An 18,341-nucleotide genomic window follows, 5' to 3' on the forward strand; every position below is an offset into this window, starting at 1 on the left:
TTTTGCGTACGCTTTACATGCCACTTGGTGCAGAATGAATGATAACAGACTAAATAAATTGAGATTATGCAACAATGAGAAAACTCACCTTGCCAAAAGATTTTTTATGGGGCGGCGCGGTTGCTGCACACCAGGTTGAAGGCGGCTGGAATAAAGACGGTAAAGGCCCCAGCATCTGCGACGTGCTAACCGGCGGCGCACACGGCGTGCCACGCGAAATCACCCAGAATGTCGTTGCTGGCAAATACTATCCGAACCACGAGGCGGTGGATTTTTACGGACATTACAAAGAAGACATCCGTCTTTTCGCCGAAATGGGGTTCAAATGCTTCCGTACCTCTATTGCCTGGACGCGTATCTTCCCGAATGGCGACGAATCCCAGCCAAACGAGGCCGGTCTGAAATTCTACGACGACATGTTTGATGAGTTACTCAAATACAACATCGAACCGGTCATTACCCTTTCTCACTTTGAAATGCCATTACATCTGGTACAGCACTACGGCGGCTGGACCAATCGTAAAGTGGTTGATTTCTTTGTCCGTTTTGCTGAAGTCGTGTTTGAACGCTACAAACATAAGGTCAAATACTGGATGACCTTCAACGAAATTAACAACCAGCGAAACTGGCGCGCGCCGCTGTTTGGCTACTGCTGTTCCGGCGTGGTGTATACCGAGCATGAGAATCCAGAAGAAACCATGTATCAGGTCTTACATCATCAGTTTGTCGCCAGCGCGCTGGCGGTAAAAGCGGCACGTCGCATTAACCCACAGATGAAAGTTGGCTGTATGCTGGCGATGGTCGCGCTGTATCCTTTCTCCTGTAAACCAGAAGATGTGATGTTTGCTCAGGAGTCGATGCGTGAACGCTACGTCTTTACCGATGTGCAGCTGCGCGGCTATTACCCGTCCTATGTGTTGAACGAGTGGGAGCGCCGCGGATTTAACATCAAAATGGAAGATGGCGATCTTGAAGTGCTGCGCGAAGGCACCTGCGATTATCTTGGTTTCAGTTATTACATGACCAACGCGGTCAAAGCCGAAGGCGGTAGCGGCGATGCGATTTCCGGTTTTGAAGGCAGCGTACCGAACCCCTATGTTAAAGCATCTGACTGGGGCTGGCAGATTGACCCGGTGGGCCTGCGTTATTCATTGTGTGAACTGTACGAACGCTATCAAAAGCCGCTGTTTATTGTCGAAAACGGTTTTGGTGCTTACGACAAAGTAGAAGAAGATGGCAGCATCAACGACGACTACCGAATTGACTACCTGCGCGCCCATATTGAAGAGATGAAAAAAGCGGTGACTTACGATGGTGTCGACCTGATGGGCTACACGCCGTGGGGCTGCATCGACTGCGTGTCGTTCACCACCGGTCAGTACAGCAAGCGCTACGGCTTCATCTACGTGAACAAGCACGATGACGGTACGGGCGATATGTCGCGTTCGCGTAAGAAGAGCTTCAACTGGTACAAAGAGGTGATTGCCAGCAACGGCGAGAAGCTTTAACTCCTGCACGTTACCCGCCAGTCGGCGGGTAACACTTTGAACGAGTCTTACCAGGTCTTACCTATTTTAAATTCCCAGCGTACATCTTCCATTTTGGTTGGCGACTTCGCTTCCTGCATTACCGGGAAGAAGGCTCCGGCACCAAACCATAATTTCAGTGAATCGACGGCAATATTAAATGACGGACCAACAACCCATTCGGTAGTTCCAGAATGGTTATTAATTACGCTGCCATTAGACAGTTTTTTCGTTCCAGAGGCATTATTGCTGTAGGCACTTTCCAGACCAAGATCCAGCGGTAAATCGCTAAACATATACCGCACCTGGGTATTCCACTGGAATTCGTTACCTCGTTTCACGTCCTGGTTACCGCGCTCAAATGGTCCCTGATATACAAAACCCATATCCCCTTTAATGTTAGGAGTAAATAATTTTGTTAAAGTGAGTGTTACTCTTCCTCCCCAGGCGCTATTCCCAGGCAAATGATTATCTCCATCTTGCCCGGTGGGTAGTAATACTGCCCCACCTACCGTAACCCAAAACGGATCACCTCTTCGCTGGCTCATTAAAGCATAATTGACCCCCACCGATTGGTCGCCCATTCCCTCTATGTGCTCAGGAGACAGATTGTCTCGTTTGTTATTGATATAGGAACCCACAGTTGATAATTCCAGTCTGTCGGTCAAACCGTAACGAATCTTCAATAACCATATCTGGGAGTAAACATCCGGACTTCCATGCCCCTCGATTTGATGATCTTTATCGCGAAATGAGCTATTCATGGCGGTTAATAACTTTCCTTCCGGCAATACTGAACCACCAGAAATAGCGGTATTAACTGGTGCACCTAATAGATTACTGGGATTATTTTCTCCGTTAGCTGCCATTGCATTCATTAATAGAAAATATGTCATTAATGGCAGAAATATAAATCGTTTCATTATTCCCTCCAGGTATAAAAAACAAAGTGCTAAGTTAATAAATATTTACGTTATTTATGCTTATCTTTAATTTATAATTTAAATTAATAACTTGATGAATTTAATATACGGAAATTTTTGTAACTATATTGAGAGGTAAATAACGATTCCGGAGAGAAACTATTTGTAACCACATGTAAATATACCGTGTTATTTTTATTAAATAACAGCAAGGTAAAAATGATGCACAATGAATCATTAGACTCTAAAAAACCGGTAATTTAATTCTGGCTAATACACTGATACAAACGCCAGGTTGCCTGACAGGAGCCAACGATTTACTGTAATATATTGAATTAGTAACACTTTGTAGCCTGAATAAGGCGCTCACACTGCATCCGACACAAACAAAGCGCATTTTATTAACAAGCTGAAAAGGCGCCGAAGCGCCTTTAGAAGACAGTCGAATCAGTAAATTACTGGTAGTCGCTAATCGGTACGCAGGAGCAGAACAGGTTGCGGTCACCATAAACATCATCCAGACGTTTCACCGTCGGCCAGTATTTGTCTGCCACGCCTGCCGGGAATACGGCAACTTCACGGCTGTACGGATGCGCCCACTCGGCGACCAGTTCGCTCTGAATGTGCGGCGCGTTCACCAGCGGGTTATCTTCCAGCGGCCAGACACCCGCTTTCACCTGGTCAATCTCTGCGCGAATAGCCAGCATCGCATCGATAAAGCGATCCAGCTCGGCCTTACCTTCAGATTCCGTCGGCTCTACCATCAGCGTGCCCGCCACCGGGAACGACATGGTTGGCGCATGGAAACCATAGTCGATCAGACGCTTGGCAATATCCAGCTCGCTGATGCCGGTTTCTTCTTTCAATGGGCGAATATCAAGAATACATTCGTGCGCCACACGGCCATCGCGACCGGTATACAGTACCGGATAGGCATCTTTCAGACGGCTGGCAATGTAGTTAGCGTTAAGAATCGCGACCTGACTTGCCTGCTTCAGGCCTTCTGCGCCCATCATGCGGATGTACATCCAGCTGATTGGCAGAATGGAGGCGCTGCCGAACGGCGCCGCAGACACCGCGCCCTGACGGGTGAGCATCCCTTCAATTTGCACCACGCTATGACCCGGTACGAACGGTGCCAGATGCGCTTTCACGCCGATCGGTCCCATGCCTGGGCCACCGCCGCCGTGCGGAATGCAGAAAGTTTTATGCAGGTTAAGATGCGAAACGTCCGCGCCAATAAAGCCCGGTGAGGTAATGCCGACCTGAGCGTTCATGTTCGCGCCGTCAAGGTAAACCTGACCGCCGAACTGGTGCACAACTTCACACACCTCACGGATCGTTTCTTCATACACGCCGTGGGTGGACGGATAGGTCACCATGATGCAAGAAAGGTTCGCAGCATGTTGTTCTGCTTTTGCCCGCAGATCGTCCAGGTCGATGTTGCCGTTCTTATCACAGGCGACTACCACCACCTGCATTCCTGCCATATGTGCAGAAGCAGGGTTAGTGCCGTGAGCAGAGGCCGGAATCAGGCAGATATCGCGATGACCTTCGTTGCGGCTTTCGTGATAGTGACGAATCGCCAGCAGCCCCGCGTATTCCCCCTGTGCGCCGGAGTTAGGCTGCATACAGACGGCGTCGTACCCGGTGAGTTTCACCAGCCAGTCAGAAAGCTGGCTAATCATCTGATGATATCCTTCGGCCTGTTCCGGCGGGCAGAACGGATGCAGTTCAGCGAATTCCGGCCAGGTGATAGGAATCATCTCGGCGGCGGCGTTCAGCTTCATGGTGCAGGAACCCAGCGGGATCATCGCCTGGTTCAGCGCCAGATCTTTACGCTCCAGCGAGTGCATATAGCGCATCATCTCGGTTTCGCTGTGGTAACGGTTAAATACCGGATGCGTCAGAATCGCATCGTCACGCAGCATACTTTGCTGAATGGAACGGCTATCAAGCGCCACGTCTTTATCCAGTGTTTCAATGTTCAGACCGTGGCTGTCGCCCAGCAAAACATTGAACAACTGCGCCACATTCTCACGGGTGGTGGTTTCATCGAGCGTAATACCCACCGCGTTATGAATATCGCTGCGCAGATTGATCTCTGCCGCTTCCGCACGCGCCAGTACCGCAGCTTTATCAGCCACTTCCACACACAGGGTGTCGAAGTAGTGCGCATGACGCAGCTTTAAGCCTTTCTGTTGCAGACCTGCCGCCAGAATATCGGTCAGGCGGTGGATACGATTCGCAATGCGCTTCAGACCGACCGGACCATGATAAACGGCATACAGACTGGCGATGTTAGCCAGCAGTACCTGCGAGGTACAAATGTTGGAGTTCGCTTTCTCACGGCGGATATGCTGCTCGCGAGTCTGCATCGCCATGCGCAGTGCGGTATTGCCCGCCGCATCTTTTGAGACGCCGATAATACGGCCTGGCATGGAGCGTTTAAATTCGTCTTTGGCGGCAAAGAACGCCGCATGCGGGCCACCGTACCCCATCGGTACGCCGAAGCGTTGCGCAGAGCCGAAAACAATGTCCGCGCCCTGTTTGCCCGGAGCCGTCAGCAGCACCAGCGCCATAAAATCGGCGGCGACGCTGACCACAACTTTACGGGATTTCAGCTCAGTAATCAGTGCGCTGTAGTCGTGAATTTCGCCCGTGGTGCCTACCTGTTGTAACAGCACGCCAAACACATCCTGGTGATCCAGTGCTTTCGCCGCGTCATCCACAATGACGTCAAAGCCAAAGGTTTCGGCGCGAGTACGCACGACGTCCAGAGTTTGCGGATGGACATCAGAGGCGACAAAGAACCGGTTGGCATTTTTCAGTTTGCTGACGCGCTTTGCCATCGCCATCGCTTCAGCGGCGGCGGTCGCTTCATCCAGCAGCGAGGCGGAAGCCATGTCCAGCCCTGTCAGGTCCAGCGTCACCTGTTGGAAGTTGAGCAGCGCTTCCAGACGCCCCTGAGAGACTTCCGGCTGATAAGGAGTGTAGGCGGTGTACCAGCCTGGATTTTCCAGCATGTTGCGCAGGATAACCGGCGGTAGCTGCACGGCGGTGTAGCCCATGCCAATGTACGACGTGAAGCGCTTGTTACGCCCGGCGATGGCTTTTAATTCCGCCAGTGCGGCATATTCGGTTGCCGCCTCTCCAACCTGCGGCGGAGTCGCGAGCTGAATGTCTTTCGGCACAATCTGACCTGTCAGCGCGTTTAACGACTCGGCGCCAACCGCATTCAGCATCTCTTGTTGCTGTGCGGCGTCCGGTCCGATGTGGCGTTCAATGAAAGCGCCGCGGTTTTCAAGCTGGCTTAACGTCTGTGTCATGGGCGATGGTTCCTGAAACGTGCAGTGAATCGTGATTGTCTCTAACTCAATTGCCCGGTGGCGCTGACGCTTACCGGGCCTACGCGTGCGAAAACGAATACGCAAAATCATTCGCGTTGCAGTGAGTAGGCCGGATAAGCATTAGCGCCATCCGGCACAACATTATTCGTCTTCTAACAATGCCTCATACGCGGTGGCATCCAGCAGCGATTCAAGTTCGCTTTCATCGCTGGCTTTGATTTTAAAGATCCAGCCACCGGTATACGGTTCGCTGTTCACCAGCTCCGGGGAGTCGCTCAGCGCATCGTTTACCGCCACGATCTCGCCGCTTACCGGCGCATAAATGTCGGACGCCGCTTTTACGGACTCCGCCACGGCGCAGTCGTCGCCCGCGCTTACGGTCGCGCCGACTTCCGGCAGATCAACAAAAACCATATCGCCCAACAGCTCCTGAGCGTGTTCAGTAATGCCAACGGTGTAAGTGCCATCCGCTTCTTTACGCAGCCATTCGTGTTCTTTGCTGTATTTCAGTTCTGCGGGTACGTTGCTCATCAATTAATCTCCAAAAAAGGATGAATCACGCGACGGCTTTGCCGTTACGCACAAAAACAGGTTTAGTCACTTTTACCGGCATTTCACGGTTACGAATTTGTACAATCGCCGTCTCGCCGATGCCCGCCGGAACGCGCGCCAGCGCAATGCTGTAGCCCAACGTTGGGGAAAACGTCCCGCTGGTGATAATGCCTTCTTGCTGATTGCCCTGCGCATCGGTAAAACGCACCGGCAATTCATTACGCAATACGCCCTTCTCGGTCATCACCAGACCGACAAGCTGCTCATGGCCTTTTTCACGCTGCATCTCCAGCGCCTCACGGCCAATAAAGTCGCGGTCAGCAGGTTCCCAGGCGATAGTCCATCCCATATTAGCCGCCAGCGGAGAGATACCTTCATCCATCTCCTGACCGTACAGGTTCATGCCTGCTTCCAGACGCAGCGTGTCGCGCGCGCCAAGACCGCACGGCTTCACGCCCGCCTCCACCAGCGCACGCCAGAAATCCGCCGCTTTTTCATTCGGCATGGCGATTTCATAGCCTGCTTCGCCGGTATAACCGGTGGTGGCGATAAACAAATCGCCCGCCTGAACGCCGAAGAACGGCTTCATACCTTCTACTGCATGGCGCTGTTGGTCAGTAAACAGAGTCGCCGCTTTTTCCTGCGCATTCGGCCCCTGTACCGCAATCAGCGACAGGTCGTCACGAACGGTGATGTCGATGGCATAAGGTTCAGCGTGTTGGGTAATCCAGGAGAGGTCTTTTTCGCGGGTGGCGGAGTTAACAACGAGACGGAAGAAATCTTCAGTGAAGTAGTAGACGATAAGGTCATCAATCACGCCGCCCGATGCGTTAAGCATACCGGAGTAGAGGGCTTTACCCGTCTTCGTTAGCTTCGCGACGTCGTTTGCCAGCAGATAACGTAGAAACTCTCGTGTGCGGCTGCCATGAAGATCGACAATGGTCATATGCGATACATCAAACATCCCGGCATCGGTGCGCACAGCGTGGTGTTCATCAAGCTGAGAGCCGTAATGCAGGGGCATCATCCAGCCATGAAAATCGACCATGCGGGCGCCGCATAGCGTGTGTTGTTCGTACAAAGGCGTCTGTTGGGCCATCTTTTCCTCGTTGAATTAGCGGGGGCTAACAACCATTTTCATGGGAAATCTTCGCCACGAAACCTGGCATCGACGCCCTTTTTCCTGCGCCGACGCAAACGTTCTCTTGCTCCTGAACTTACCACCGAACCAGGCGCTAAACCATAAGGCTGAATTTACCATCACATTAGCTTATGACTAAAAAACGCCAAAACCCCATCAGCACAAAAAACCACTATTACGCTAAATAACCTCCATAAAAATGAAGCTGATACGATTTATCACAACATAAATTAATATTAAATGTGGAAAAAATGTCGAAAATCTCGTTCGCAAAAAATAGTGGCATTAGAAAATATAATGCGAAATAAGCGGTGAAATTAGATTATTTCAAACGAGGAAAGCCCCCCGGCGCGATAGCCGGGAAAGCAAAGTGTGACGGGTTTCAAACTCTTGCTGGCGTGCAGTCAGACGCTTAACGAAGCCATTGCGGAAGGTCGTTTAGCCCCATTGCCTGGCGAAGCAGTTGGGGTTTGACGCCGGGGAGCGTGTCCGCCAGTTTCAGTCCGATGTCGCGCAGCAATTTTTTTGCCGGGTTTTCGCCGGCAAACAGGTCACGAAAACCTTGCATCCCGGCAAGCATCATCGCCGCACTATGTTTACGGCTACGCTCATAACGACGGAGATAAAGATGTTGGCCAATGTCTTTGCCCTGGCGCTGAAGCCGGCGCAGATCGTCCACCAGTTCGGCCGCGTCCATAAAGCCGAGGTTGACGCCTTGCCCTGCCAGCGGATGGATGGTGTGCGCGGCATCACCGACCAACGCCAGACGATGCGCGGCAAACTGGCGAGCATAGCGGCCCGTCAGCGGAAAAACCTGCCGTTCGCTTTCCAGGCGGCATAAGCCCAGCCGATTATCGAAGGCGATAGTCAACGCCTGGTTAAACGCCTCGTCGCCGCTCTGTTGCATACGCTCCGCATCCTGCGGAGAAAGCGACCAGACAATGGAACACAGATGCGGATCGCTTAACGGCAAAAACGCCAGAATACCTTCACCATGAAACACCTGGCGAGCAACCGCGCCGTGCGGCTCTTCGGTGCGGATAGTCGCTACCAGCGCATGGTGACGGTAGTCCCAGAAAGTTAAGGGAATATCCGCTTTGTTACGCAGCCAGGAGTTGGCGCCATCCGCGGCAATCACCAGACGCGCGGTTAACATCGCGCCGTCTTTTAAAGTCAGGAAGGCGTCGTTCTCTCCCCAGGCAACCTGCTGTAACTCCGCTGGCGCCATTAAGGTGATATCCGCCGCTTGCTGCGCTTTTTGCCACAATGCGTAGTGAATGACGCTGTTTTCAACAATATGCCCCAGATGGCTATATCCCATGCTTGCGTCATCAAACGTAATACGGCCAAAGCTGTCTTTATCCCAGACTTCCATACCGTGGTAGCAACTTGCCCGTCGCGCCACAATGTTTGACCATACGCCAAGACGGGTAAGCAGTTTTTCGCTGGCGGCATTAATCGCCGACACCCGAAGCTGAGGCGGCGCATCGTTCGCCAACGGCTGGGGGACAACGTGATCCAGTACCGCAACGCGCAAACCGCTCCCCTGCAAGCCGCAGGCGACAGCCAGTCCCACCATGCCTCCGCCAACTATTGCTACATCAACACTTTGCACTATTTACTCCTGGAAACCGGAACAATCAAAACCGTAGGCCGGATAAGGCGAAGCCGCCATCCGGTATTTTTACGAACACGATGCCGGATGGCGGCGTGAACGCCTTATCCGGCCTACAGATCGGCTTAACGCGCAACCCAACCTAAGGTCCGCTGTGCCAGCGCATCGCGCGCAGGTGGTAATAATTCCATCGCCATTAAACCGATATTGCGCCCAATAACCAGCGGCGCCCAACGATTTGCAAACAGATGGACCAGACCGTTCGTTACGCCAATCGTCGTATCCCGGTCAACCTGACGACGCTGCTGATAGCGCGATAACACGTGCCAGGCGCCAATATCCTCGCCCGCGTCCTGTGCCGCGACCAGCGTTTCCGCCAGGCTCATGACATCGCGCAGACCGAGATTAAACCCTTGTCCGGCGATAGGATGCAACGTCTGCGCCGCATTGCCGACCACGACAGTCCGGTGAGAAAACACTTTCGCCGCCGTAGTCAGGGCAAGCGGATACGCGCTGCGCTTACCGGCCTGAGTAATTCGCCCCAGCCGCCAGCCGAACGCGGCCTGCAATGCATGGCAGAACTGCGCGTCGGACCAGCTCAGCACCTCATCGCGCTGGTCGAGCGGGTGACACCAAACCAGCGAACATCGGCCATGCGACATCGGCAACATCGCCAGCGGGCCATTGGGGGTAAAACGTTCAAAGGCGCGTCCCTGGTGCGGGATAGCGGTTGCGACATTCGCTATCACCGCTAACTGTTCGTAAGGCTCCTGATGCCAGTCAACGCCGCAGGCTGACGCGAGCGCGGAGTGGGTACCGTTAGCCGCCACCAGCACGCTGCCAGCTATCACATTGCCGTTTTCCAGAGTGACGTTAACCTGCTGTTGGGTACGCGACACGCTGGCTACGCGCTCCGGGCAGTGCAGCGTAACGCCTGGCGCTTTACGCAAGAGCGCAAACAGACGCAGCCCGATATCATGCAGCTCCGCAACGTGCCCCAACGCTGCCAGACTGTAGTCCTGCGCGTCGAGAGTCACAAATCCGGCATGGCCGCGATCGCTGACGTGTACGGTGTTGATTGCCGTTGCGCAATCGGAAATCGCCTGCCAGACGCCAATTCGCGCCAGTTGCTGACAAGTGCCCGCCGCCAGCGCAATCGCTCTGGCGTCAAAGCCGGGATGACCGTCGGCTTCAGGCGCTTTCGCTTCAATCAGGTGTACCGGCAACGTCCCATGACTGAACTGAGAGATGGCCAGCGCCAGCGTCGCGCCTGCCATGCCGCCGCCAACGATAATGACGCTCATTGCTGCCGCGCCGCCGCCATTAATGCCTCAATGTCATCCGCCTTCTTCACAACGCCAGCGGTCAGGTTTTCATTACCGGTTTCGGTAATGACAATGTCATCTTCAATTCGAACGCCAATGCCGCGATACGCTTCCGGCACGTCGGCATCCGGCGCGATATAGAGGCCTGGCTCTACGGTCAGCACCATGCCCGGCTCCAGGATGCGGGAGCGATCCGGCCCATAAACGCCGACATCATGAACATCCAGCCCCAGCCAGTGGCTCAAGCCATGCATAAAGAAAGGACGATGCGCATTTTCGGCAATCAGTTGATCAACCTCTCCTTGCAAAATCCCCAGCTTCACCAGCCCGGTTATCATGATGCGCACGACTTCGCCGGTCACCTCCTGAATAGAGGTACCAGGACGGAACAGTCGCAGGCTGGTCTCCAGCGATTCCAGAACGATGTCATAAATTTCACGCTGGGCTAGCGTAAATTTCCCGTTCACCGGGAAAGTACGCGTGATATCGCCCGCGTAACCTTTATATTCACAACCTGCGTCGATAAGCACTAAATCGCCGTCGCGCATTTCACTTTCGTTTTCAGTGTAATGCAGGATACAGCCATTTTCGCCGCTGCCGACAATGGTGTTATAGGAGGGATAGCGCGCGCCGTGGCGATTAAATTCGTGGTGAATTTCTCCTTCCAGCTGATACTCAAACATCCCCGGACGGCATTTTTCCATCGCGCGGATATGCGCCAGCGCGCTAATTTCCCCGGCGCGGCGCAGGACAGCAATCTCTTCCGGCGATTTGAACAGGCGCATCTCATGGACGATCGGTCGCCAGTCAGTCATGGTGGCCGGCGCGGTCAGATTCTGGCGGGAGCCTTTACGCAGCTTCTCCAGCGCAGCCAGAACAATCTCGTCGGCATACGCATATTCGCCCTGCGCGTGGTACACCACATCCAGACCATTAAGCAACTGAAAGAGTTGCTGGTTGATTTCGCTAAACGCCAGCGCCCGGTCAACGCCCAGTTTTTCCGGCGCGGCATCCTGTCCTAAACGGCGACCAAACCAGATTTCCGCCGTCAGGTCGCGAACGCGGTTGAACAAAACGCTGTGGTTGTGGGTGTCATCACTCTTAATCAGTACCAGCACGGCTTCCGGTTCGTTAAAACCGGTGAAATACCAGAAGTCGCTACTCTGGCGATACGGATATTCACTGTCTGCGCTGCGCGTCGCCTCCGGCGCGGCAAAGATCAGCGCGGCGCTGCCGGGCTGCATTTGCGCCAGTAATGCCTGGCGACGGCGTTGGTATTCCTGCTGAGTCATGACATGGCCTCCATTTCGTTTTTTCTTAGTGTAGCGTCGGTTTACGCACTTCCGGCGCGGTCGGCTGTTGGCGCGTGAAAGTGTCATGACATAACAGCGCCGCAACACGGACATATTCGATGATCTCTTCGAGCGACATCTCCAGCTCTTCCTGATCTTCGCTCTCATCATAACCAAGCTGCGCAATATTACGCAGGTCGTCAATCGCTTCACCCGTTTCGCCGGTGACTTTATCAAGTTTAGGCTGCGTTACGCCGAGGCCAAGCAAAAAGTGGTTAACCCACCCGGCTAAGGCATCTGCGCGATCGAATACGCTGACATCGTCGCCTTCAGGCAGATAAAGCTGAAAAAGAAAGCCGTCGTCTTCCAGCGCGTCGCTGGTCGCCGCGTGCATTTTGCGCAGCGCCTGAGCAAGCTCATGCCCGAAGGCCAGACCTTCGTTCGTCAGGTCGTGCAACAGCGGCTGCCATGAGCTGTCGTTGTTGCCGCCGCAAATCATCCCGCTGATTAAACCATGCATTTCAGCCGGGGTCAGACCGGCCCCTTGTTGATTCAAAAACCGGTTCATTTCGTTGTAACCAGGCATTTCGTTCTGTATAGACATAAGCATTCGTCATCAAAGGGAGGATATTCATGATATGCTACCACTTTGGACCCTGGTGAACCAGAAAAGGGCTTGTATCTTCACACCAGGGTAGCTATAGTGTCGCCCCTTCGCGGACCCTGGGTCTGGAGACGAAGGCAGCGCAGTCAATCAGCAGGAAGGTGGCATGTCTGCACAACCCGTCGATATCCAAATATTTGGCCGTTCACTGCGAGTGAATTGCCCGCCTGACCAAAGGGATGCGTTGAATCAGGCTGCGGACGATCTGAATCAGCGGTTGCAAGATCTGAAAGTTCGCACTAGAGTCACAAATACTGAGCAGTTGGTTTTCATTGCCGCATTGAATATCAGCTATGAGTTAACTCAGGAAAAAGCGAAGACCCGCGATTACGCGGCGAGCATGGAACAACGTATTCGGATGCTACAACAGACCATCGAACAGGCGTTGCTTGATCAAGGTCGCATAACCGAAAAAACGGGCCAAAACTTTGAATAACACTTTTCGCTTTACTATGGTAAAGTGATTGTGAAAACAGAATTTCTCTGAGATGTTTGCAAGCGGGCCAGTCCCCTGAGCCGATATTTCATACCACAAGAATGTGGCGCTCCGCGGTTGGTGAGCATGCTCGGTTCGTCCGAGAAGCCTTAAAACTGTGACGACACATTCACCTTGAACCAAGGGTTCAAGGGTTACAGCCTGCGGCGGCATCTCGGAGATTCCCCTTCTGACTGGCGACAGCCATGACGCAACTTCCCGAACTCTCTTTATCACGACAAGAAATCCGCCGGATGATTCGGCAACGTCGCCGTGCGCTAACGCCAGAGCAGCAACGCCGTTTTGGTCAACAGGCCGCCGCCCGAATGCTCAGCTTTCCTCCCGTCGTGATGGCGCACACTGTCGCCGTGTTTCTCTCCTTTGATGGCGAACTCGACACCCAGCCGCTGATTGAACAGCTATGGCGAGCGGGCAAGCGCGTCTACCTTCCGGTTCTTCATCCCTTCAGCCCTGGCAACCTCCTGTTCCTGCACTATTATCCGCAGAGTGTGCTGGTGACCAACCGCTTAAAGATTCAGGAGCCACGGCTTGATGTCCGCGACGTATTGCCGCTGGCAAAGCTGGATGTGCTGGTAACGCCGTTAGTCGCGTTTGACGAAGACGGGCAGCGCCTGGGGATGGGCGGCGGATTTTATGACCGTACGTTGCAAAACTGGCAGCAGCATAAGATCCTACCTGTGGGCTACGCGCATGATTGCCAGTTAGTGGAAAAGTTGCCGGTTAAAGAGTGGGATATCCCGCTGCCTGCGGTGGTGACGCCGTCCAAAATTTGGGAGTGGTAGCCGTGTTTTGTCGATTGACAGCGTCGCTTTTTTGACCTAAATTTCTCGGTGAAGGGTGAGGGAGGCGAACCTCCCTCCTGCGTACTCACTGTTAATATGCTGGGCAAGCGATGATTAACAGGATCAGCAGCATGATGACGTATCTCATCATCGTCCCTTTCCTTTTTAGAGCCCCTGCCTCGGTAGGGGCTTTCCCGTTTCAGCGCTATGCTGAGCCCTTATCGTAAATTCCTTTTATTGCTGTACAACACGCAACGCTGCCTTTAATTACCAATTGCGGCAAGGCTCGAAAACAGAATGTATGCGTTACACGAAGAGATGTTGAGGCAGGGAAACCAGAGAAAGGATGGGCAGGTCATCTCCTGCCCATTTAGCGGAAATTAGTACAGCAGACGGGCGCGAATGGTGCCCGGAATCGCCTTCATCGCCAGCAGCGCTTTCTCCGCCACATCGCCATCGGCTTCTATATCAATTACCACATACCCCATTCGGGCGGAGGTTTGCAGATACTGTGCGGCAATGTTAACGCCCTGCTCGGCAAAGATCTGGTTAAGCGCGGTCAATACGCCCGGGCGGTTTTCGTGGATGTGCATCAGGCGACGACCACCGTGCAGCGGCAGCGACACTTCCGGGAAGTTCACGGCGGACAGCGTCGAGCCGTTATCCGAGTACTTAATCAGTTTTCCTGCGACTTCCAGACCGATGTTTTCTTGCGCCTCCTGCGTCGAGCCGCCGATATGCGGCGTCAGGATCACGTTATCGAATTCGCACAGCGGAGAGGTAAACGGATCGCTATTAGTGGCCGGTTCCGTCGGGAAGACGTCGATAGCCGCCCCCGCCAGATGTTTCGTCGCCAGCGCGTCGCACAAAGCCGGGATATCTACCACCGTACCGCGCGCGGCGTTAATCAGCAGCGAACCCGGCTTCATCAGGGCAATCTCTTTTGCGCCCATCATGTTTTTGGTGGAGGCGTTTTCAGGTACGTGCAGACTGACCACATCGCTCATATTCAGCAATTCAGACAGATGCTGCACCTGAGTTGCATTACCGAGCGGCAGTTTATTTTCAATATCATAGAAATAGACATGCATCCCCAGCGATTCCGCCAGAATGCCCAACTGCGTTCCGATATGGCCGTAACCGATAATGCCAAGCTTTTTACCGCGCGCTTCGAACGATCCCGCCGCCAGTTTATTCCATACGCCGCGGTGCGCTTTGGCGTTCGCTTCCGGCACGCCGCGCAGCAGCAGCAATAGCTCGCCAATCACCAGCTCCGCCACGGAACGGGTATTCGAGAATGGCGCGTTAAAGACCGGAATACCGCGTTTTGCCGCCGCATTTAAATCCACCTGGTTGGTGCCGATGCAAAAACAGCCAATCGCCACCAGCTTCTCTGCGGCGTTAATCACTTCTTCTGTCAGATGAGTACGGGATCGCAGACCGATGAAGTGGGCATCGCGGATGGACGCTTTCAACTGTTCAGCGTCCAGCGCGCCCTTGTGATATTCAATGTTGGTGTAACCTGCCGCACGAAGGCTTTCCAGCGCCTTTTGATGCACCCCTTCAACCAGCAGAAATTTAATTTTATCTTTCTCCAGCGATACCTTTGCCATTTCCCCGATCCTGTCTTTTTTGCCATCTGATGTTGTGTGTGGATTTGCATCCGTCCTTCAACATATCAAAAAAAATTATCACGGCAATATGAACGTTTGCGCCAGCGTCGTGAAGGAATCGCATACAGCGGGAAATAGCAGATGAAAATACCGGGAATAACTTTTTCTTTGGAGGGATCGGCAGGGCAAACGATTAAACGTGATACATGTCACCAAATTTGCCCTGACCGAATTTTTTACGCGGCAGGAAATACGCCTGGCGGGATCATTTTACGATGGTTTTCACCCCGTCCGGCGTGCCGATCAGTGCGACATCGGCGCCACGGTTGGCGAACAACCCTACGGTCACGACGCCCGGAATCGCGTTAATGGCGTTTTCCAGCGCGATGGGATCAAGGATTTCCATACCATAAACATCCAGAATCACGTTGCCGTTATCCGTGACCACGTTCTGACGGTACTCCGGACGCCCGCCCAGCTTCACCAGTTGACGAGCGACCGCGCTGCGCGCCATCGGAATCACTTCGACCGGCAACGGGAATTTGCCAAGAATATCCACCTGTTTAGAGGCATCCGCAATACAGATAAATTTCTCTGCCACGGAAGCAATAATTTTCTCACGGGTTAATGCCGCGCCGCCGCCTTTGATCATCTGCATATGACCGTTGATTTCGTCCGCGCCGTCGACATAGATGCCCAGGCTATCCACTTCGTTGAGATCAAACACATGAATACCGAGGCCTTTGAGTTTTTCAGTCGAGGCGTCCGAGCTGGAGACCGCGCCTTCAATCTGGCCTTTCATTGTGCCCAGCGCATCAATAAAGTGTGCGGCCGTTGAGCCTGTACCAACGCCCACAATGGTGCCGGGCTGTACATACTGAAGTGCCGCCCATCCTACCGCTTTTTTCAGTTCATCCTGCGTCATAGATCGTTTCGCCTGTGGTGTGAAAATACAGCCGCATTATAGAACATTGTCGGGAAAAATCTCCGTGTCCGTACACAGGCTACGGATTTCATCTGTACCGACGGCAAATTTATGTCATAGTGCGGAAAAAAATAACAGGAGCATGACACAACAATGAAACGTCCGGACTACAGAACACTACAGGCGCTGGATGCCGTTATACGTGAACGAGGATTCGAGCGCGCCGCCCAGAAGCTGTGCATCACGCAATCCGCCGTCTCACAGCGCATAAAACAGCTTGAGAATATGTTCGGACAACCTTTGTTGGTGCGTACCGTTCCTCCTCGCCCCACGGAGCAAGGGCAAAAATTACTGGCTCTGCTGCGTCAGGTTGAACTGCTGGAAGAAGAGTGGCTGGGCGATGAACAAACCGGCTCTACGCCGCTGCTGCTGTCGCTGGCGGTTAACGCCGACAGTCTGGCGACCTGGCTGCTTCCGGCGCTGGCGCCGGTACTGGCGGACTCCCCTATCCGTCTCAATTTACAGGTGGAAGATGAAACGCGCACGCAAGAACGTCTGCGGCGCGGCGAGGTGGTGGGCGCGGTGAGTATTCAGCATCAGGCGCTACCCAGTTGCCTGGTGGACAAACTGGGCGCACTCGACTATCTGTTTGTCGCGTCAAAGCCGTTTGCCGAGCGCTATTTCCCCAATGGCGTTACCCGGTCGTCGCTGCTAAAAGCGCCCGCCGTCGCGTTCGACCATCTGGATGATATGCATCAGGCCTTTTTGCAACAGAATTTCGATCTACCGCCCGGCAGCGTGCCGTGCCATATCGTTAATTCATCCGAAGCATTTGTACAGCTTGCGCGTCAGGGCACGACCTGCTGCATGATCCCTCACCTGCAGATTGAGAAAGAGCTGGAAAGCGGCGAGTTGATCAACTTAACGCCTGGTTTGCTGCAGCGCCGGATGCTTTACTGGCACCGCTTTGCCCCGGAAAGCCGGATGATGCGCAAAGTGACCGACGCGCTGCTGGAGTACGGGCACAAGGTGCTGCGTCAGGATTAGCCTCTCTATGAATGCCGGATGGCGGCGTGAACGTCTTATCCGGCCTGCATGACCCATTATTCCCTCGTCACTTCTTTGAAGTTCATCACAAAATCATTGCGTTCAGGCGGCAAAAAACGACGCGCCATTGGCTATTTTTTGCTGGCGACAAGGCGATTCAAAACGCTCACCGTATTAGCAAATCTTCATTTCAATGCGTAATACGGAGCAAAAAACGAGAACACCGGGAGAAAACGCGGCCTGGAAGCGCCCAGGCCGGGTGAGATTACTGCGTGCTGGCGGCCGTTGTCGACGTCTGCCCTGTTCCAGGTTCAAGCTGGAATACCACATCGACCTGATCGTCGAACTGAATGGTCGGCTGCTCGTAAGTTTCCTGCGCAGATACCGGCGCAGCATCTGCGGCTTTCATCATTCGCACCACCGGACTCGGCTGATAATTAGAGACATGGTAACGAACGCTGTAAACCGGCCCCAATTTGCTGTTAAAACCGGCTGCCAGCGCTTGCGCCTGATGAATCGCGTCATCAATGGCGGCTTTGCGGGCCTTGTCTTTATAGGCGTCCGGTTGCGCCACGCCCAGCGATACCGAACGAATCTCGTTCAGACCCGCCTTCAGCGCGCCGTCCAGCAGAGAATTAAGTTTATCTAACTGACGCAGCGTCACCTCAACGGTTCGCACCGCACGATACCCTTTCAGAATGCTTTTACCGTTTTGGTAATCATAATCCGGCTGCGTGCGCAGATTCGCCGCGCTAATGTCTTTTTTCGCAATCTGATTTTGCTCAAGGAAGGAAAGATATTGCGCCACGCGCTCATCGGCCTGCTTCTTCGCCGTCGCCGCGTCCTTCGCCGCGACGTTCACTTCAATCGCTAAGGTGGCGATATCAGGCACAGCATCGACGCTTGCCGTACCGGAAGTCACGATGTGCGGGCCTTCCGGCAATTCGCTTGCCTGCGCCGACATTGCACTTAAACCCACTAATGCCGCCAGGGCCATCACTTTGAACTTCACAGTCTCTCCTCCATATTGCAGTCATTGCCCTGATATACAGGGCGCATGCAGGCAAGCTTAGCGGATATCGGCCTGTTG

General features: G+C 53.6%; 15 protein-coding genes and 20 other annotated features. Of the genes, 4 read left to right on the plus strand and 11 right to left on the minus strand.

Translation table 11 applies throughout. The features are described 5' to 3' along the window. Positions 1-74: 74 nt before the first annotated feature. Positions 75-1,508, plus strand: coding sequence for a 6-phospho-beta-glucosidase A (gene bglA / locus STM3051; protein ID NP_461967.1), 1,434 nt, complete (start codon positions 75-77; stop codon positions 1,506-1,508). 47 nt (positions 1,509-1,555) lie between these two features. Here bglA and STM3052 read toward each other — a convergent pair. The 8 genes from STM3052 to ygfB form a co-directional block, all read right to left on the minus strand. After that, the gene (locus STM3052; protein NP_461968.1) for a putative outer membrane protein occupies positions 1,556-2,456 on the minus strand. Within the gene, positions 1,556-2,449 belong to an annotated coding region; the region does not span the whole gene. Continuing rightward, positions 2,451-2,456 (minus strand) — a ribosome-binding site (putative RBS for STM3052; RegulonDB:STMS1H003095). (Overlaps the previous gene by 6 nt.) A gap of 448 nt (positions 2,457-2,904) precedes the next feature. Then, positions 2,905-5,793, minus strand: a protein-coding gene (gene gcvP / locus STM3053; RefSeq protein NP_461969.1) for a glycine cleavage complex protein P. Within the gene, positions 2,905-5,778 belong to an annotated coding region; the region does not span the whole gene. Continuing rightward, positions 5,788-5,793 (minus strand) — a ribosome-binding site (putative RBS for gcvP; RegulonDB:STMS1H003096). Its footprint overlaps the gene before it by 6 nt. Positions 5,794-5,940: 147 nt before the next feature. Next, positions 5,941-6,344, minus strand: a protein-coding gene (gene gcvH / locus STM3054) for a glycine cleavage complex protein H (RefSeq protein ID NP_461970.1). Within the gene, positions 5,941-6,330 belong to an annotated coding region; the region does not span the whole gene. Beyond that, positions 6,339-6,344, minus strand: a ribosome-binding site (putative RBS for gcvH; RegulonDB:STMS1H003097). It overlaps the preceding gene by 6 nt. Before the next feature lie 11 nt (positions 6,345-6,355). Then, the gene (gene gcvT, locus STM3055) for a glycine cleavage complex protein T (protein ID NP_461971.1) occupies positions 6,356-7,600 on the minus strand. Within the gene, positions 6,356-7,450 belong to an annotated coding region; the region does not span the whole gene. Further along, positions 7,454-7,459 (minus strand) — a ribosome-binding site (putative RBS for gcvT; RegulonDB:STMS1H003098). (Overlaps the previous gene by 6 nt.) Continuing rightward, positions 7,470-7,500 (minus strand) — a protein binding site (putative binding site for GcvA, RegulonDB: STMS1H000200). Further along, positions 7,496-7,526 (minus strand) — a protein binding site (putative binding site for GcvA, RegulonDB: STMS1H000199). (Overlaps the previous feature by 5 nt.) Next, positions 7,540-7,556, minus strand: a protein binding site (putative binding site for PurR, RegulonDB: STMS1H000355). Next, positions 7,573-7,581: a -10 signal (putative -10_signal for gcvT; RegulonDB:STMLTH004572), on the minus strand. Further along, positions 7,592-7,600 (minus strand) — a -35 signal (putative -35_signal for gcvT; RegulonDB:STMLTH004572). 77 nt (positions 7,601-7,677) lie before the next feature. Beyond that, positions 7,678-7,708 (minus strand) — a protein binding site (putative binding site for GcvA, RegulonDB: STMS1H000201). Next, positions 7,700-7,714 (minus strand) — a protein binding site (putative binding site for Lrp, RegulonDB: STMS1H000251). (Overlaps the previous feature by 9 nt.) 190 nt (positions 7,715-7,904) lie before the next feature. Further along, positions 7,905-9,119, minus strand: a protein-coding gene (gene visC, locus STM3056) for a putative monooxygenase (protein ID NP_461972.1). Within the gene, positions 7,905-9,107 belong to an annotated coding region; the region does not span the whole gene. Further along, positions 9,114-9,119, minus strand: a ribosome-binding site (putative RBS for visC; RegulonDB:STMS1H003099). It overlaps the preceding gene by 6 nt. A gap of 113 nt (positions 9,120-9,232) precedes the next feature. Further along, positions 9,233-10,425, minus strand: a protein-coding gene (gene ubiH, locus STM3057; RefSeq protein ID NP_461973.2) for a 2-octaprenyl-6-methoxyphynol hydroxylase. Within the gene, positions 9,233-10,411 belong to an annotated coding region; the region does not span the whole gene. Further along, the gene (gene pepP, locus STM3058) for a proline aminopeptidase P II (RefSeq protein ID NP_461974.1) occupies positions 10,408-11,738 on the minus strand. Within the gene, positions 10,408-11,724 belong to an annotated coding region; the region does not span the whole gene. Before pepP ends, ubiH begins: the two co-directional genes overlap by 18 nt. Continuing rightward, positions 10,420-10,425: a ribosome-binding site (putative RBS for ubiH; RegulonDB:STMS1H003101), on the minus strand. It overlaps the preceding gene by 6 nt. Next, positions 11,733-11,738 (minus strand) — a ribosome-binding site (putative RBS for pepP; RegulonDB:STMS1H003102). Its footprint lies within the gene pepP. 11 nt (positions 11,739-11,749) lie before the next feature. Next, entirely contained in the window at positions 11,750-12,334 is a 585-nt protein-coding gene (gene ygfB, locus STM3059; protein ID NP_461975.3) for a putative cytoplasmic protein, read from the minus strand. Between the two features lie 148 nt (positions 12,335-12,482). Next, positions 12,483-12,488, plus strand: a ribosome-binding site (putative RBS for ygfE; RegulonDB:STMS1H003103). Between ygfB and ygfE the strand changes: the two genes are divergently transcribed. Continuing rightward, the gene (gene ygfE, locus STM3060; protein NP_461976.1) for a putative cytoplasmic protein occupies positions 12,483-12,824 on the plus strand. Within the gene, positions 12,495-12,824 belong to an annotated coding region; the region does not span the whole gene. Its footprint overlaps the feature before it by 6 nt. 279 nt (positions 12,825-13,103) lie before the next feature. Then, positions 13,104-13,109 (plus strand) — a ribosome-binding site (putative RBS for ygfA; RegulonDB:STMS1H003104). After that, positions 13,104-13,666, plus strand: a protein-coding gene (gene ygfA / locus STM3061; RefSeq protein NP_461977.1) for a putative ligase. Within the gene, positions 13,118-13,666 belong to an annotated coding region; the region does not span the whole gene. Its footprint overlaps the feature before it by 6 nt. A gap of 380 nt (positions 13,667-14,046) precedes the next feature. On the opposite strand, the gene serA is transcribed toward ygfA, so the two are convergent. Further along, positions 14,047-15,292, minus strand: a protein-coding gene (gene serA / locus STM3062) for a D-3-phosphoglycerate dehydrogenase (RefSeq protein NP_461978.1). Within the gene, positions 14,047-15,279 belong to an annotated coding region; the region does not span the whole gene. Further along, positions 15,287-15,292: a ribosome-binding site (putative RBS for serA; RegulonDB:STMS1H003105), on the minus strand. It overlaps the preceding gene by 6 nt. A gap of 252 nt (positions 15,293-15,544) precedes the next feature. After that, the gene (rpiA, locus tag STM3063; RefSeq protein NP_461979.1) for a constitutive ribosephosphate isomerase occupies positions 15,545-16,219 on the minus strand. Within the gene, positions 15,545-16,204 belong to an annotated coding region; the region does not span the whole gene. Continuing rightward, positions 16,214-16,219 (minus strand) — a ribosome-binding site (putative RBS for rpiA; RegulonDB:STMS1H003106). (Overlaps the previous gene by 6 nt.) A 120-nt stretch (positions 16,220-16,339) precedes the next feature. Beyond that, positions 16,340-16,345 (plus strand) — a ribosome-binding site (putative RBS for iciA; RegulonDB:STMS1H003107). On the opposite strand from rpiA, the gene iciA reads away from it, so the two are divergent. Beyond that, positions 16,340-17,251 (plus strand): inhibitor of replication initiation gene (gene iciA, locus STM3064; RefSeq protein ID NP_461980.1). Within the gene, positions 16,358-17,251 belong to an annotated coding region; the region does not span the whole gene. It overlaps the preceding feature by 6 nt. Positions 17,252-17,516: 265 nt before the next feature. Here the strand turns inward: iciA and yggE are convergent. Then, positions 17,517-18,274 (minus strand): putative periplasmic immunogenic protein gene (yggE, locus tag STM3065; protein NP_461981.1). Within the gene, positions 17,517-18,263 belong to an annotated coding region; the region does not span the whole gene. Beyond that, positions 18,269-18,274: a ribosome-binding site (putative RBS for yggE; RegulonDB:STMS1H003108), on the minus strand. Its footprint overlaps the gene before it by 6 nt. Positions 18,275-18,341 lie beyond the last annotated feature (67 nt).

The sequence above is a fragment of the Salmonella enterica subsp. enterica serovar Typhimurium str. LT2 genome (genome assembly GCF_000006945.2).
GTDB classification, from domain to species: Bacteria; Pseudomonadota; Gammaproteobacteria; order Enterobacterales; family Enterobacteriaceae; genus Salmonella; species Salmonella enterica.